The organism is Brevundimonas naejangsanensis (assembly GCF_000635915.2).
Taxonomy (GTDB): domain Bacteria; phylum Pseudomonadota; class Alphaproteobacteria; order Caulobacterales; family Caulobacteraceae; genus Brevundimonas; species Brevundimonas sanguinis.
In genome coordinates this window covers 467876-481833 of the sequence record NZ_CP015614.1, presented here as the reverse complement: position 1 = coordinate 481833, position 13958 = coordinate 467876, and the positions used below count along the sequence as shown (strand labels likewise).

Annotated in this window: 14 protein-coding genes; 5 read left to right on the top strand and 9 right to left on the bottom strand. The window is 66.0% G+C overall.

Features of this window, described 5'->3' with window-relative positions; translation table 11 throughout:
* Positions 1-58: 58 nt before the first annotated feature.
* A complete protein-coding gene (locus DA69_RS02315; protein WP_025977657.1) occupies positions 59-325 on the top strand; it encodes a hypothetical protein in 267 nt (88 codons plus the stop codon).
* 76 nt (positions 326-401) lie between these two features.
* Here DA69_RS02315 and DA69_RS02310 read toward each other — a convergent pair whose 3' ends face one another.
* The 3 genes from DA69_RS02310 to ppdK form a co-directional block, all read right to left on the bottom strand.
* Entirely contained in the window at positions 402-929 is a 528-nt protein-coding gene (locus tag DA69_RS02310; RefSeq protein ID WP_025977658.1) for a porin family protein, read from the bottom strand.
* Between the two features lie 213 nt (positions 930-1142).
* Positions 1143-1676: a porin family protein gene (locus tag DA69_RS02305; RefSeq protein WP_025977659.1), complete on the bottom strand. Its 534-nt coding sequence runs from the start codon at positions 1674-1676 to the stop codon at positions 1143-1145.
* 220 nt (positions 1677-1896) lie between these two features.
* A complete protein-coding gene (ppdK, locus tag DA69_RS02300) occupies positions 1897-4587 on the bottom strand; it encodes a pyruvate, phosphate dikinase (protein WP_025977660.1) in 2691 nt (896 codons plus the stop codon).
* A 225-nt stretch (positions 4588-4812) separates the two neighbouring features.
* On the opposite strand from ppdK, the gene DA69_RS02295 reads away from it, so the two are divergent.
* From DA69_RS02295 to DA69_RS02280, 4 genes are all read left to right on the top strand, one after another.
* Positions 4813-5601, top strand: a complete 789-nt coding sequence (locus tag DA69_RS02295; protein ID WP_025977661.1) for a YgfZ/GcvT domain-containing protein — start codon at positions 4813-4815, stop codon at positions 5599-5601.
* Positions 5602-5711: 110 nt separating this feature from the next.
* Positions 5712-6176 carry a hypothetical protein gene (locus DA69_RS02290; protein WP_025977662.1) on the top strand — a complete coding sequence of 155 codons (465 nt, stop codon included), beginning with the start codon at positions 5712-5714 and terminating at the stop codon, positions 6174-6176.
* Positions 6173-6373 (top strand): helix-turn-helix transcriptional regulator, encoded by a 201-nt coding sequence (locus tag DA69_RS02285; RefSeq protein ID WP_024353899.1) that lies wholly within the window; start codon positions 6173-6175, stop codon positions 6371-6373. Before DA69_RS02290 ends, DA69_RS02285 begins: the two co-directional genes overlap by 4 nt.
* 46 nt (positions 6374-6419) lie before the next feature.
* Positions 6420-7391, top strand: coding sequence for a TraB/GumN family protein (locus tag DA69_RS02280; protein ID WP_025977663.1), 972 nt, complete (start codon positions 6420-6422; stop codon positions 7389-7391).
* 129 nt (positions 7392-7520) lie between these two features.
* Here the strand turns inward: DA69_RS02280 and DA69_RS02275 are convergent, their stop codons facing one another.
* Genes DA69_RS02275 through DA69_RS02250 form a run of 6 tightly spaced genes read right to left on the bottom strand, consistent with a single transcriptional unit; the run spans position 7521 to position 13804 of the window.
* Positions 7521-8315, bottom strand: coding sequence for a DUF3313 family protein (locus DA69_RS02275; RefSeq protein ID WP_025977664.1), 795 nt, complete (start codon positions 8313-8315; stop codon positions 7521-7523).
* Between the two features lie 58 nt (positions 8316-8373).
* Positions 8374-8931 carry a lipocalin family protein gene (locus DA69_RS02270; RefSeq protein ID WP_025977665.1) on the bottom strand — a complete coding sequence of 186 codons (558 nt, stop codon included), beginning with the start codon at positions 8929-8931 and terminating at the stop codon, positions 8374-8376.
* Positions 8932-8955: 24 nt separating this feature from the next.
* Positions 8956-10182 (bottom strand): SAM-dependent methyltransferase, encoded by a 1227-nt coding sequence (locus DA69_RS02265; protein ID WP_025977666.1) that lies wholly within the window; start codon positions 10180-10182, stop codon positions 8956-8958.
* Positions 10183-10213: 31 nt separating this feature from the next.
* Positions 10214-11677 carry a cryptochrome/photolyase family protein gene (locus DA69_RS02260; RefSeq protein WP_025977667.1) on the bottom strand — a complete coding sequence of 488 codons (1464 nt, stop codon included), beginning with the start codon at positions 11675-11677 and terminating at the stop codon, positions 10214-10216.
* Positions 11667-12470: a DUF1365 domain-containing protein gene (locus tag DA69_RS02255; protein ID WP_025977668.1), complete on the bottom strand. Its 804-nt coding sequence runs from the start codon at positions 12468-12470 to the stop codon at positions 11667-11669. Before DA69_RS02255 ends, DA69_RS02260 begins: the two co-directional genes overlap by 11 nt.
* Positions 12467-13804, bottom strand: coding sequence for an NAD(P)/FAD-dependent oxidoreductase (locus tag DA69_RS02250; RefSeq protein ID WP_025977669.1), 1338 nt, complete (start codon positions 13802-13804; stop codon positions 12467-12469). Before DA69_RS02250 ends, DA69_RS02255 begins: the two co-directional genes overlap by 4 nt.
* Between the last annotated feature and the right edge of the window lie 154 nt (positions 13805-13958).

Below are 13958 nucleotides of genomic sequence, written 5' to 3'. Positions count from 1 at the left end.
CTGTTCGGAAAATTTTGCAAACCGTTACGCGTCGAGAAACAGGGGGGATGAAGCCCGAATGACTCAGACAGCTTTGCCTTGGGCTGAAAAACTCAGTGATCCGCTGGCGCACGACGTGGCCACGGTGTTGCAACGCATGGGCGGCTCCGCCCATCAGGATATCGTCATCAACTGCGTCGCGGCGTTGAAGCGCCAACGCGGCGAGTCGGTCACTCACGACCTCAAGATGAAGATCATCGAGGTGTTCGAGCGATATCGGGACTTGTTCGTGCGCCCGTTTGGCGAAGGCTCCCTGCGCTGGGCCCTGGCGCCTGACGTCGCCTGACGCCTCAAGGGTTCCGTCAACGAAAAAGGCCCGCTCCGACCGGAGCGGGCCTTCGTCATTTTAAGAGCGAGCGCTCTTAGAAGCGTCGGATGTAGCTGACCGAATAGGCGTCAGCCTCGCCGCGGTCGTCGCGGAAGTCACGACGGGTCCAGTCAGCGCGGACGCCGTTCACGCCGTCCAGGTAGTAGTTGGCGCCGACGCCATAGTTCCAGCTGTCGCCGCCGACCTTGGTCTCGGCGCCGGCCAGTTCCTGCTTCAGCTCGGTGTGGCCGTAGCCGCCGCGCGCAAACAGCTCCAGCTTGTCGCCGATCGGGTATTTGCCGACGACATAACCGGCAGCGTCCCACTCGTGCTTGATCTGGCCATCGACGCCGGCGACGGTGATGTCCTTATTCTTGACCCCGACCCCGACTTCCGTCTCGACGGCCAGGTAGCGGTTCAGATCGACGCCCAGGCGACCGCTGACCGCGCCGGTCTGGGCGGCGTCGCCTTCCATGTGCGTGTAGCCCAGCGAGCCATAGCCGCGCGGCTCAGGATTCGATTGAGCAAACGCCGGAACGGCAAGAACAGACATAGCGGCGGCGGCGAGAATAACGTTACGCATTATTTCATACTCCTTAGATGATGTGACTTCTGTGATCACATGCCCCATCCAACACAGAGACAAATGGGTAGGCGGGACTTGGCGTTCCATACCCATCATCAAAGATACAGATCGATGGTGCACCAATGACACATACGGTGTTACATCTATATCTCAAAAAGAAGGGCGCGCTCCGCCGAGAAGCGCGCCCCATCCGGTCGCTGATAAGTCGGCTTAGAAACGACGGACGTAGTTGACCGAATAGATATCCACCTCGCCGCCATCGTCGGTGAAGTCACGGCGGGTCCAATCGCCGCGCAGGCCGTTTTGAGCGTCGAAGTAGTAGTTGGCGCCGACGCCGTAGTTCCAGCTTTCACCGTCGGCCTTGCTCTCAAACCCGGCCAATTCGCCCTTGATACGGGTCGTGCCGTAACCGCCGCGTGCAAACAGTTCGAAGTTGGGCGTGAGCGGCAGCGTGCCGACCGCATAGGCGGCCAGATCATAGTCGTGCTTGATCTTGCCCTCGGCGCCGGCGACGGTGAAGTCGTCGTCCTTCACCCCGATCGAGCCCTCGCCCTCGACGCCGAAATAGGGGTTGAACTTGGCGCCCAGACGACCGGTCACCGCGCCCAGGTCCCCATCAGAATGGTCCAGTTGCGAATAGCCGAGCGTACCGTAGTAGGTGGGGCCGCCCGGCTGCACGACCTGGGCCGCAGCCGGCAGGGCAAGTACAGACAGCGCGGCGGCGGTGAGAATAACATTACGCATGAGCTTCAATCACTCCTTATTGCGATGAGCAGGACTGGCCTGATCACCTTGCGGAGAAACAAAGCTCGCACGCCCGCAGACGTTCCTTACCCTTCATGAAGAAGTCGATGACTGTGCAATAGGAAGCACACACGACGTTCCTTCAAGAGCGACTATTATAAGACAAGAAAAAGGCGACCCTTTCGGATCGCCCTTTCCTTATCGATGCTGAGAGCGGACCCTAGCGATCCTTCTCGCGCTCTACGCCCGAGCGGGCGGACAGCGCCGCCTGCGCCGCCGCCAGACGGGCGATCGGCACGCGGTAGGGCGAACAGGAGACGTAATCCAGCCCCACCTCTTCGCAGAAGGCGATGGACGACGGGTCACCGCCGTGTTCGCCGCAGATGCCCATCTTCATGCCCGGCTTGGCCGCGCGACCCCGCTGCTCGGCGATGCGGATCAGGTCCCCCACCCCGTTCTGGTCCAGACGGACGAAGGGGTCGTTCTCGAAGATGCCCTTGTCCAGATAGACCTGCAGGAAGCGGCCGGAATCGTCGCGGCTGATGCCGAAGGTCGTCTGGGTCAGGTCGTTGGTGCCGAAGCTGAAGAACTCGGCGTATTCGGCCAGATCAGCCGCGCGCAGGGCGGCCCGTGGCAGCTCGACCATGGTGCCGACCAGATAGTCCACGCTGTCGCCCGCCTCGGCGAAGACGGCCTTGGCCGTGCGGTCGGTCAGCTCGCGCAGATATTTCATCTCCAGACCCAGGGCGACCAGCGGGTGCATGATCTCCGGGATCGGGGCGACGCCTGTGGACGCCTTCACCTGCAGCGCCGCCTCAAGGATGGCGCGGACCTGCATTTCATAGATTTCCGGATAGGCCACGCCCAGGCGGCAGCCGCGGTGGCCCAGCATGGGATTGGTTTCCTGAAGCTCCTTGGCCCGGCGCTTCAGCTTGGCCGCGTCCAGCCCCTGATGCACGGCCAGGGCGTCGATCTCAGCCTCGGTGTGCGGGATGAACTCGTGCAGCGGCGGGTCCAGCAGACGCACCGTCACCGGCAGGCCGCTCATGATGGCGAACAGTTCGGTGAAGTCGGCCTTCTGGAACGGCGCGATCTTGGCCAGGGCGGCGCGGCGGCCCGCCTCGTCGTCGGCCAGGATCATCTCGCGCACGGCGGCGATGCGGTCTTCGTCGAAGAACATGTGTTCGGTGCGCGACAGGCCGATGCCCTCGGCGCCGAAGCCCCACGCGGTCTTGGCGTCCAGAGCGGTCTCGGCGTTGGCGCGGACCTTCAGGCGGCGGATGCCGTCGGCCCAGCTCATCAAGGTCTGGAAGTCGCCCGTCAGCTCCGGCTCGATCATGGCCACGGCGCCGTCCAGCACCTCGCCCTTGCCGCCGTCGATGGTGATGATCTCGCCCGCCTTGAAGGTGCGGCCGCGCGCGGTGAAGGTTCCGGCCTTCTCGTCGATCGAGATTTCGCCCGCGCCCGAGACGCAAGGGCGCCCCATGCCGCGCGCCACCACCGCCGCGTGGCTGGTCATGCCGCCGCGCGCCGTGACGATGCCGCGCGCCGCGTGCATGCCGTGGATGTCCTCAGGGCTGGTCTCGTCGCGGACCAGGATGACGGCGTCGCCCTGCTGGCCCAGACGTTCCGCCTCATCGGAATCGAACACGATCTTGCCGGTCGCCGCGCCCGGCGAGGCGGGCAGGCCCGCCGCCACCACGGTGCGGGCCGCCTTGGGGTCCAGCGTCGGGTGCAGCAACTGGTCCAGCGCGGCCGGCTCGACGCGGCTGACGGCCTCGTCCTGAGAGATCACGCCTTCGGAGGCCAGGTCCACGGCGATCTTCAGCGCCGACTTGGCCGTGCGCTTGCCGTTGCGGGTCTGCAGCATCCACAGGCGGCCCTGCTCGACCGTGAACTCGATGTCCTGCATGTCGCGGTAGTGGCTTTCCAGCCGCCCCACCACGTCCACGAACTGGGCGAAGACCTCCGGCATGGCCTCTTCCATCGAGGGAGCCGTCTCGCCCATCTCCTCGCGGCCCGCCTTGGTCAGGGACTGCGGCGTGCGGATGCCCGCCACCACGTCCTCGCCCTGGGCGTTGATCAGGAACTCGCCGTACAGCTTGTTCTCGCCGGTCGAGGGGTTGCGGGTGAAGGCGACGCCGGTGGCCGAGGTCTCGCCCATGTTGCCGAACACCATCGACTGGACGTTGACGGCCGTGCCCCAGCTTTCGGGGATGTCGTGCATGCGGCGATAGAATTTCGCCCGGTCGTTCATCCAGCTTTCGAACACGGCGCCGACGGCGCCCCACAGCTGGGCCTGGGGGTCCTGCGGGAAGGGCTGGCCCAGTTCGCGCTCGACCAGAGCCTTGTAGTCCGCGACCACCTTCTCCCAGTTCTCGGCAGTCAGTTCGGTGTCGACCGAGACGCCCAGACGGTCCTTGTGGTCGTCCAGCACCTCTTCGAAATAGTCGTGACCCAGGCCCAGCACCACGTTGGAGTACATGGTGATGAAGCGGCGGTAGGAATCGAAGGCGAAACGGCGGTCGCCCGACAGCTGGGCCAGCCCCTCGACCGTCTGGTCGTTCAGGCCCAGGTTCAGGACGGTGTCCATCATGCCCGGCATGGAGGCGCGGGCGCCCGAGCGCACCGAGACCAGCAGCGGGTTGGCGGCGTCGCCGAAGGTCTTGCCCACCACGCCCTCGACATGGGCCAGGGCCGCCTTGACCTGATCGGTCAGGTCGGTCGGATAGGTCTCTTCGTTGGCGTAATACCAGGTGCAGACCTCGGTCGTGATGGTGAATCCCGGCGGCACCGGCAGGCCGAGGGACGACATCTCGGCCAGGTTCGCCCCCTTGCCGCCGAGAAGATTCTTCATCGAAGCGTCGCCGTCAGCGGATCCGCCGCCAAAGCCGTACACCCACTTGGTCATTTCGCAGTTCCTGAACCGTGGTCTGACTGCGGGTGCCAGCCCCGCATATGTATAAGGGTGCGGGTATATTCTGAGTCCCGCCTTACGGACGCCCTCACTAGCGCGCTGCACCTGCGAAGGCGAGGCTGCAGGCGCAACAATCCGTGAGCAGATGTCTCGCCTGATAAGGCGGGGGCGCCGCGTGACGCACTGGAGGAAGCGGCTCGGGCCGCCTATCTAGGCCTTATGCCCATCGCCCGCCTCGACAGTCGCGCCCTGATCCGCATCAGCGGCCCCGACGCCCGCCCCTTCTTGCATAATCTGCTCACCCAGAACGTGGAGACGCTGCAGCCCGGCGAGTTGCGCTTCGGCGCTCTGCTGTCGCCGCCGGGACGGCTGATGTTCGACCTGTTCATCTGGGGCGAGGAAGACGGCGTCATCCTGGATGTGGCGGCCGACCGGCGCGACGCCCTGCTCCAGCGCCTGTCGATGTACAGGCTGCGCTCCAGCGTGGATGTGATGGCCATTCCCGACGCCGTCTTCGTCGCCTGGGGCGCCGACAGGCCGGACGGCTTTGTCGACGATCCCCGCCTGCCGGCGCTGGGCGGCCGCCGCTGGGGCGATCAGAGCGAGACCGACGCGACCGAGGCCGACTGGCAGGCGCACCGCCTGACACTGGGCGTGCCCGATCCCACGGCCGACACGCTGCAGGACAAGACCTATCCGATCGAGGCGGACTTCGACCTGCTGAACGGCATCGACTTCCACAAAGGCTGCTTCATCGGTCAGGAAACGACCTCGCGCATGAAACGGCGCGGCACGATCAAGAACCGCATGATGGCCATCGCCTTCGACGGCCCCGCCCCTGAACGCGGCGCCGAAGTGCTGAACGGGGACTTGCGGGCGGGCGAAGTCATGACCGGCGCCGAGGGGCGCGCCATCGCCCTGATGCGCTTGGACCGCATGGACGGCGATCTGACCGTCGAGGGCCGCCCCGTCCGGGTCGAGAAGCCCGACTGGATCCCTGATTTGTAAGGCTGAATTCCAAAGAACGGAAAATCTGCTTGTCTCTGTGTAAAAGGCGCTTGACGTAAACGCGGCCTCGTTGGTAAAGCTCACTTGTCAACACGACAGGGGAGCTTGTCATGAATACCGAGATCACCGCCGCCGGCGCAGCCGCCGCCCGTAACAAGAAGAAGATGGACGACCTGACCGTCGTTCTGTGCGCCCTCACCGTGGTGGGCGTCAGCGCCACCGCCGCCACGCCCTTCTGGCCTGACGCCTGGGGCCGCGCGCCGTCGATCGGCGTCGTCGTCCTGGCCGCCGGACTGGCCGTCTTCACCGCCCTGCACACCCTCTACTGGTGGCGCGGCCTGGATGAGGCCGCCAAGGAGGCGCACAAATGGGCCTGGTGGTGGGGCGGCAATCTGGGCTTCGTCGTCGGCGGCGCGGCCGTCGTCATCGCCGCCCTCGCAGGCGTGAACCTGCTGCCCGCCGCCGTGCCGCACACCGATGCGGCCTTGATCGCCCTGGGCGTCGCCGCCGCCTTCGCCGCCCAGGCGGTGGGCTATGGCGTCGCCTGGTGCGGCTGGTGGTTCGCCCGTCGATGACCAGCGCCTTCGTCAATCGCCTGAAGGTCTTCCGCGCCGAGCGCGACTGGACCCAGGCCGATCTGGCCGAGCGCCTGGGCGTCTCGCGCCAGACCATCCAGGCGCTGGAGAAGGGCCGCTACGACCCCTCCCTACCCCTCGCCTTCCGCATTTCCCGCCTCTTCGGCCAGCCGATCGAAGCCATCTTCATCGCCTGATCCGGCCTCACCTTAATCCAAACCCCTAAAATCCAAGGACTTTGCAATGACCCTCGCACACCGCATGGGCCAGTCGGCCAACTGTGTCTCGCGCTTCGCCGCCGGACTGCTGGCCGCCCTGGCCGCCTCCGCCGCCCTCGCCGCCGCGCCCGGGGCCGCTCATGCTGAACAGGCGGCGCCCGCTCCGGCCGCCGCGCCCATCCCTCGCGCCGAGGGCGCCGGCCCGCCGCTGTGGGTGGTCAGGGACGCGGACTCCACCGTCTATCTGTTCGGCACGGTCCATGTGCTGCGTCCCGGCACGGCCTGGGGCTCGGACAAGGTGGACGCCGCCTTCGCCAGCGCCTCGGACATTTGGGTCGAGGTCGCCGATCAGGACGATCAGGCCGTGGTCATGCCGGTTATTCAGCAGCATGGCGTCGATCCCTCCCGCCCTCTGTCGTCGATCCTATCGACCGAGGAGTTCGCCGCCTTCGACAAGGTCGCCCAGGCCAATGGCGCGTCAGGCGCCGCGCTGGACGCCTATCGCCCCTGGTTGGCGGCCTTCATGATCTCCATGTCGGGCCCGACCAACGCGGGCTATCGGTCCGAAGCAGGCGTCGACAAGACGTTGATGGATCGCGCCAGGGCGCAGGGCAAGGCGCTGCACGGCTTTGAAACCGCCGACGTCCAGGTGCGCCTGATCGCGGGCATGAGCGAAGAGGCGCAGGTCGCCTATCTGAACAACTATGTCCGCAATGCAGACGGCATCGTCGCCAATCTGGATGCCACCGTCGCCGCCTGGCTGAAGGGCGACGCCGCCGAGGCGGGCCGCCTGAACCGCATCAACACCCGCGACATTCACCAAGACATCCACCGCGCCGCCCTGATCGATCGCAACGCCGACTGGACCAAGCAGATCGAAGCGATGATGCAGGGTTCCGGCACGGCCTTCGTCGCCGTCGGCGCCGCCCACCTGATGGATCAGGACAGCGTCATCGACATGCTGACGGCGCGGGGGTTCAAGGTCGAACGGCTGTAAGGTCCCGCCCCGACTGAACAGAGGCCCGGCGGCGACGCCGGGCCTCTTGTCTTTCGCCATCCTCCGACAAGCCAAGCGGAGAGCGGCGTCATAGAGCTGCGCCCGACCCCTGGGCGTTCGCCCTTGGCGTCAGTCCGAGTCAGGCGGTACGGCGCGTCCGCCGCTCCACTCAGGCTGATACAGGCCCGTTGCTATGCCGGCGATGAAGCCTTCGGGCCGAATTCGCGGACCGAACCGTCGACACGGATCAGGGGTGGGCGCCGGGCGTGCTTCGCGATTTTCCGGCGCCAGGGCGTCAGCAACCATGTCGCCCAAGGGCTCGGCCAGTTGGTGCGCATCGCCGACTCGAGAAAGGGAAGGCTTGTCCGTGCCCACAAGCATGGCGTCGCGTCGCCAGACAATCGCCGCGGCCTGCCGCCCGTCCGGCGTCAACAGCTCGGCCTCGGCCCCTAGCCCGCCCAGTCCGCCGGGCGCTCGGACCTTGATCGGCCCTGGAATAAAGAAGTTCGCAACCGCTGCAGCCGCAGAACCCGCCTGGTGCGTTGGCCGGATATGCGTCACCCCGACCCGCACGGTCCCGGCGCCTGGATCCGGCTGTTCAGCGATTTGGTATCGCTCGCTCAGTTCATAGCAAAGCTGACGATCGACCTCCGTCAAGACCAGCCGCCGCTCCTCCGGCGAAAGCACCGGGTCTGAAACGCCGAACACCTCGGCCGGCGCGACCCAGACACGGTCGACCGTCGCGGTCAACGCTTCATCGCGACGCTGCAGAACCGAAGCCCTCACCACGTCGGTGCGAGGCTCAAGTCCTTCGTAGGAGGACAGGAAGCCCGATCCCGGCTTGACCTCGGTGGTCGCGCAAGCGCCCAGCGCGGCCGACAGGCCCGCTGCTGCGACGGCGAGCCGCGCAATCCTGAAATCCATGCGTCTTCTCCTGCTTTAGACCATTACGCGGCAGAAGGGTCGTCGGATCGCGCCTGGCCTAGTGTCGAACGTCTCTGACCAGGGAAAGATCATACCCGAGCGCCTTCGTCCGCTCCATGATGGCGGATCGCGTCGCTTGGTCCGGCTGGGGATTACGGCTCAGCAGCCACAGGTATCGACCCGAGGGTTCGCCGACGATCGACCAGGAATAATCGTCCGCCCGATCCAGCACCCAGTAATCGCCCAGATAGAAGGGGCCGAAGAACGAGACCTTCAGCTTGGCGTTGTCGGAACCGGGCGTCACCTTGGCCCTGCCCTCGGCCGTCTTGACGGGTCCGTCCACAGCGCCCTGGCGACAGGTGTTCAGCACGCTGACCAGGCCGTCGTCACGCAGACCGTATTCCGCCGTCACCGCTTCGCAGCCGCGTTCGAAGCCGTTCTCGTAGCGACCGATCTCGTACCACAGCCCTGCGTAGCGGTTCAGGTCCACCGCCTTAGCCGGTTGGGGCACGGCCGAGTTGCCGACCGGACCACGCTGCAATGTGGCGCACGCCGACAAGGGGGCGGCGGTCCCGACGGCGAACAGAACAACGAGGCTGGTTCGTTTCAGGTTCATGGCTGGCTCCGCGCTCAAAAGATTTCAGACCGCCCGATCCAGGGCGATTTGGATGACATCGGTTCGACCGGAACGGAACCCGGCCTCGCAATAGGCCAGGTAGAAACGCCAAAGACGATGAAAACGACTATCGAACGCCTCGCTTTTGCTCCGAATGTCCGTCCAGGCGGCGTCGAACCGGCGCGTCCATTCGGCCAGAGTGTCGGCGTAATCGAGACCGAAACGATCGACCGCCGTCTGCTTCAGCCCTGCCTTCTCGATCACCGGGGCCATCCGGTCCTCGGACGGAAGAGAGCCGCCCGGAAAGACGTATTTCTGGATGAAGTCCGTGCGCGCGTCGTATTCCTCGAACAGGCTGTTCTGAATGGTGATGACCTGCAGGCCCGCCCGTCCGCCGGGTTCAAGAACGTCGTGTATCTTCTGAAAATAGGTCGGCCAGTATTCCCGGCCTACAGCCTCGAACATCTCGATTGACGCGACGCGGTCGAAGCGTCCCTGCACATCGCGATAATCCAGCAGGCGAATGTCCGCGCGTTCGGCCAGCCCCGCCTCGAACATGCGGCGGCGGGCGTAGTCATGCTGTTCCCGTGAGATCGTCACGCCGGTGACGAGGGCGCCGACCTCGCGCGCTGCGAACTCGGCGAAGCCGCCCCAGCCGCAGCCGATTTCCAGCACGCGGTGGCCGGGCTTGAGGTCCATCAGGCGCGCCAGGGCGGCGTATTTGGCCTGCTGCGCCTCCTGCAACGGCTGGTCGGGCCGCTCGAACCGCGCCGAGGAATAGGTCATCGAAGGATCCAGCCAGGCGGCGTAGAAGGCGTTGCCCAGATCGTAGTGGGCGTGGATGTTGCGTTGCGAGCCGCGTCGACTGTTGCGGTTCAGCCTATGCCCGACCCAGTTTACGGCGTTCATCAGCGGATTTCCGTCGAACAGCCGGCGGATGTGGTCGTAATTGTTGACCAGGGTCTCCAGCAGGACCGCGAGGTCGGGGGTGTCCCACTCGCCCGCCATATAGCCCTCGGCGAAGCCGATATCGCCGCCTCTCAACACCCGAGCGGCGAAGCGCGGGTCGCGGATGACCAGAACTGCGGCGTGTCCCGTGGATCGACCGCTCAGTTGTCGGTTCGTCCCGTCCGGCAGGACGAGCGTCAGGCGTCCCCAGGTCCAGTTCGAGGATAGCAGGCGCAGCAGCAGATCGAGAACGGGCGAAGCCCCCCTCTTCTCGTCCTGGCCGCCGTAGAAGGTCGTAGTCATGGCGTCATAAGGCCTTTGTGGGCAAAAAGGATCATGTCGGCTCTTCATCCAAGGGTCGCGCGGCGAGCGATTTCAGGGCGTCCAGCGCCCGCGCTCGCGCCGCCGCGTGATCCACGATCGGGCGCGGGTAGGTGCGGCCCAGCCTCACCCCGGCCTCGGCCAGGACAGCGGCGGGGGCCGACCAGGGCGCGTGCAGCCAGCGATCCGGCAGTGCCCGGATCTCAGGAACCCAACGACGCACATAGCGCCCGGCAGGGTCGAACTTCTCGCCTTGGGTCACCGGGTTGAAGATACGGAAATAGGGCGCGGCGTCGGCGCCAGAGCCTGCGACCCACTGCCAGTTCTGCACATTGCTGGCCTGGTCGGCGTCCACCAGGGTGTCCCAGAACCAGGCCTCGCCCTCGCGCCAGTCGATCAGCAGATGCTTGACCAGGAAGGAGGCGACCACCATCCGCACGCGGTTGTGCATCCAGCCGGTCGCCCACAACTCACGCATCCCCGCATCGACCAACGGGTAGCCGGTGCGCCCCTGCTTCCACGCCTGAAGCCCCTCGGGATCGGCCCGCCAGGGCATGGCGTCGAACTCGGGCCGAAAAGCGCGCTGGGCCATGTAGGGAAACTGATGCAACAGATGGGCCGAGAACTCGCGCCAACCGATCTCGGCGATGAACTTGTCCGCCTGGGCGGGGGCCACGCGGCCGTCGGCGACCGCCGCGCGGACGGCCCGCACCACCCCGCGCGGGCTGATCTCGCCCCAGTGCAGGTGCGGCGACAGACGCGACGTGCCCCGGCGCCCCGGCACGTCACGGCCGACCGCGTAGTCCGCCAAACCGCTCTCGATGAAAGTCGCCAAGGCGGCGGCAGCGCCGGCCTCTCCGGGCGTCCAGTCAAAGCCTCGGGACCAGTCCGGCGCGCAGGGATGAAGCCCCCAGGCGTCGATGTCCTGGCCGGCCGGCCCTTCGGGCGTGACCAGGGTTTCCGGCGCGGGCGTCGAGGGTCGCTCGGGCGCGGCCTGAAGCAGCGCCTTCATAAAGGGGGTGAACACCCGGCACGGCTTTCCCGCGCCGGTCAGGACAGCGCCCGGGCGTGTCAGCAGGCTGCCGTTGAAACCGTGGCAGGCGACGCCCGCTTCCTGCAGGTCGTGGGCGATGTCGGCGTCGCGGACGAAGGCCTCTGGCTCGAACCGGCGGTTCATGAAGACCTGGTCGGCGCCGGTCTCGTCAATCAGGCGGCGAAGTTCAGCCTCGCTGTCGCCGCGCCGCAGGATGAGCCGCCCTCCGCGCTGGCGCAGCGCGGCGTCGAGGGCGCGCAAGGATTTGTCCAGCCACCACCGGGAGGCGCCGCCGGGACCACGCCCCTCCCCGCTCTTGTCAAGAATATAAGCGGGAAGGATCGGCCGTTTCGCGGCAAGCGCGGCGGCCAGGGCGGGATTATCGCCCAGCCTCAGGTCGCGGCGAAACCACAGGATGACGGGGGTCGCGGCGTCACCGGCCAAGACGACTCTCTCGCGCCTTACGCTGAATGGTGACCGGATCCCAGGCCGGCGGCGGTTGCCGGGTGAGAGGAATACGCTTGAGCCAGAGCTTCAGCGCCTCCCAGTGGATGGCGGCCATGACCTTGAACGTCAGCAACGGCATGGCGGCGGCCGCCGACAACAGGTTCGCGTCGGTCAGGTCGCGACGCTCTCCCGACATGGCCGCCGTGATCAACACGCCTTGGACGTCTAGGCCGTCGATGGTCAGGTTCAGACGCTCGTCCGGCGCATGGCCGCGAAACTCATAATCCATCTCCATCCCCATGAAGGGCGAGACGTACAGGGCCTTGGCCGCGCCCTGACGGATCCGGCCGGCCGCCTGATCTTCCGCCGGGACGGGAATGACATAGGCGTGCCGCACGCCGAAGGTGCTGGTGACCTCATAGACCACCGCCGCGAGCCGACCGTCGGCCCCGTGACAGTAATAGAGGCTGATCGGATTGAAGACATAACCCAGCACACGCGGCATGGTCAGCAAGCGGATCGGCCCGCCCTCGATGTCTATCCCGGCCCGGCCCAGATAGGCCTCGATCTGCGGCCGCAGCGGCCCGCCCGCGCCATCGCCGTGATCCCGGTCATGAAAGGACAGCAGGTTGAAGCGATTGCGCGAGAACAGACGCAGCCGCCGATCCAGGGCGTCGATCTCAGCCAGGTCCAGCAGCAGCCAGAACACGCGGTAGTTCAGCCGATGCTCGCGCGGCCGAAGCCGCCTGTGGGCGACAACTCCGCGATAAAGGGCCGAACCATAGGTCACGCCGTCGCCTCAAGCACGCTGGGCGCGGACATGGGCAGATGGATGCGTCCGCTCTCGTTCTCGACAGCCCAGGGCCTGCGAACGCCGCCCAACTGCTCCGCGACGGCGAGTCCAGACTGTAGGCCGTCCTCGTGAAAGCCAGCGCCGAAATGGGCGCCGCAGAACCACACGCCGCCCTGCCCTTGCAGGCCCCACAGCTGCTTCTGAGCCTGGATGGCCTCTGGGGTGAAGATCGGGTGCTCGTAAAGTTCGCTGCGCAGCAAGGAGCCCGTGCGCGGCGGACGCGGCGGGTTCAAGGTGACGAACAGGTCCTGGCCTTGAAGCCCCTGAAGACGGTTCATCCAGTAGGTGACGCACAGACCGTCGTCGGCCCCGATATAGTTCCAACTGGCCCAAGCCCGTCGGCGGCGCGGCATCAGGGTCTGATCCGTATGGAGAACCGTCAGGTTGCGGCTGTAACGGAAGGCGCCCAGCACTTGGGTTTCACGCTCCGTCGGGTCCGCCAACATGGCCAGTGCCTGATCCGCATGGGCGCCGATCACTACATGGTCGAACCGCTCGGCCCCGCCTTGGCTGTCGTGGACGATGACGCCCTCGCTGGTGCGCCGCACCGCCGTCACGCCGCGGTCCAGGCGAATGTCGGAGATCGCCCGCGCCAGACGCTCGACGTAGACGCGGCTGCCGCCCTCGACCGTGCGCCAAAGCGGCCGTCCGACCAGCTTCAGCAGGCCGTGGTTGCCGCAGAAGCGTATGAAAGCCTCGGCCGGATAGTCCAACAAAGTGTGCGCCGGGGATGACCAGATCGCCGCCGCCATCGGCAGCAGGTGATCATCACGGAAAGCTTCGCTGAAGCCCTGCCGCTTCAGATAATCGCCGAGGGTCAACCGGGGATCCGTCAACCCGGCCAGATCGACTGGGGCCTGGCGGTAAAAGCGCAGGATTTCGCCTAGCATCGACCAGAAGCGCGGCCGAAACAGGTTGCGACGCTGGGCGAACAGTCCCGGCGCCGCATATTCAAACCGCCCCTGCTCCAGCGACACGGCGAAAGACATATCCGTCGCGCGGGTCTGCACTCCAAGATGTTGGAATAGCGCGATCAGGTTGGGATAGGTGGCGTCGTTGAAGCAGATGAAGCCTGTATCTACGGGAACCTCGGCGCCGAGCGCGCCCGCCGTCACCGTATTGGAGTGACCGCCCAGCCTTTCGGCCTTCTCGTAGAGGGTGACGAGATGCTTCTGAGACAGCAGCCAGGCCGAAGACAAGGCGGCCACGCCCGAACCCACGACGGCGACCTTCAGCGGCGCGTTAGAAGGGACAGCAGTCGGTAAGGACATAAGAGCTCCGGCCCACGATCAAAAGCGATGCAGGTTCGGCGACAGATACGAGCCGAGCGGTCGGACGGATGACGATTGATCCAAACTTTTGCGCAAAGCGTATTAGGATCCATGCATGTCGAGGCTTCGTCTTTCGCACCCTCTGAAAAGCGCG

Bases quoted from the DNA above. Each gene is read 5' to 3' on its own strand.
- DA69_RS02285 (WP_024353899.1), top strand. From the start codon at position 6,173: ATGACCAGCGCCTTCGTCAATCGCCTGAAGGTCTTCCGCGCCGAGCGC.
- DA69_RS02315 (WP_025977657.1), top strand. From the start codon at position 59: ATGACTCAGACAGCTTTGCCTTGGGCTGAAAAACTCAGTGATCCGCTG.
- DA69_RS02250 (WP_025977669.1), bottom strand. From the start codon at position 13,804: ATGTCCTTACCGACTGCTGTCCCTTCTAACGCGCCGCTGAAGGTCGCC.
- DA69_RS02295 (WP_025977661.1), top strand. From the start codon at position 4,813: ATGCCCATCGCCCGCCTCGACAGTCGCGCCCTGATCCGCATCAGCGGC.
- DA69_RS02270 (WP_025977665.1), bottom strand. From the start codon at position 8,931: ATGAACCTGAAACGAACCAGCCTCGTTGTTCTGTTCGCCGTCGGGACC.
- DA69_RS02265 (WP_025977666.1), bottom strand. From the start codon at position 10,182: ATGACTACGACCTTCTACGGCGGCCAGGACGAGAAGAGGGGGGCTTCG.
- DA69_RS02280 (WP_025977663.1), top strand. From the start codon at position 6,420: ATGACCCTCGCACACCGCATGGGCCAGTCGGCCAACTGTGTCTCGCGC.
- DA69_RS02310 (WP_025977658.1), bottom strand. From the start codon at position 929: ATGCGTAACGTTATTCTCGCCGCCGCCGCTATGTCTGTTCTTGCCGTT.
- DA69_RS02275 (WP_025977664.1), bottom strand. From the start codon at position 8,315: ATGGATTTCAGGATTGCGCGGCTCGCCGTCGCAGCAGCGGGCCTGTCG.
- DA69_RS02305 (WP_025977659.1), bottom strand. From the start codon at position 1,676: ATGCGTAATGTTATTCTCACCGCCGCCGCGCTGTCTGTACTTGCCCTG.
- ppdK (WP_025977660.1), bottom strand. From the start codon at position 4,587: ATGACCAAGTGGGTGTACGGCTTTGGCGGCGGATCCGCTGACGGCGAC.
- DA69_RS02290 (WP_025977662.1), top strand. From the start codon at position 5,712: ATGAATACCGAGATCACCGCCGCCGGCGCAGCCGCCGCCCGTAACAAG.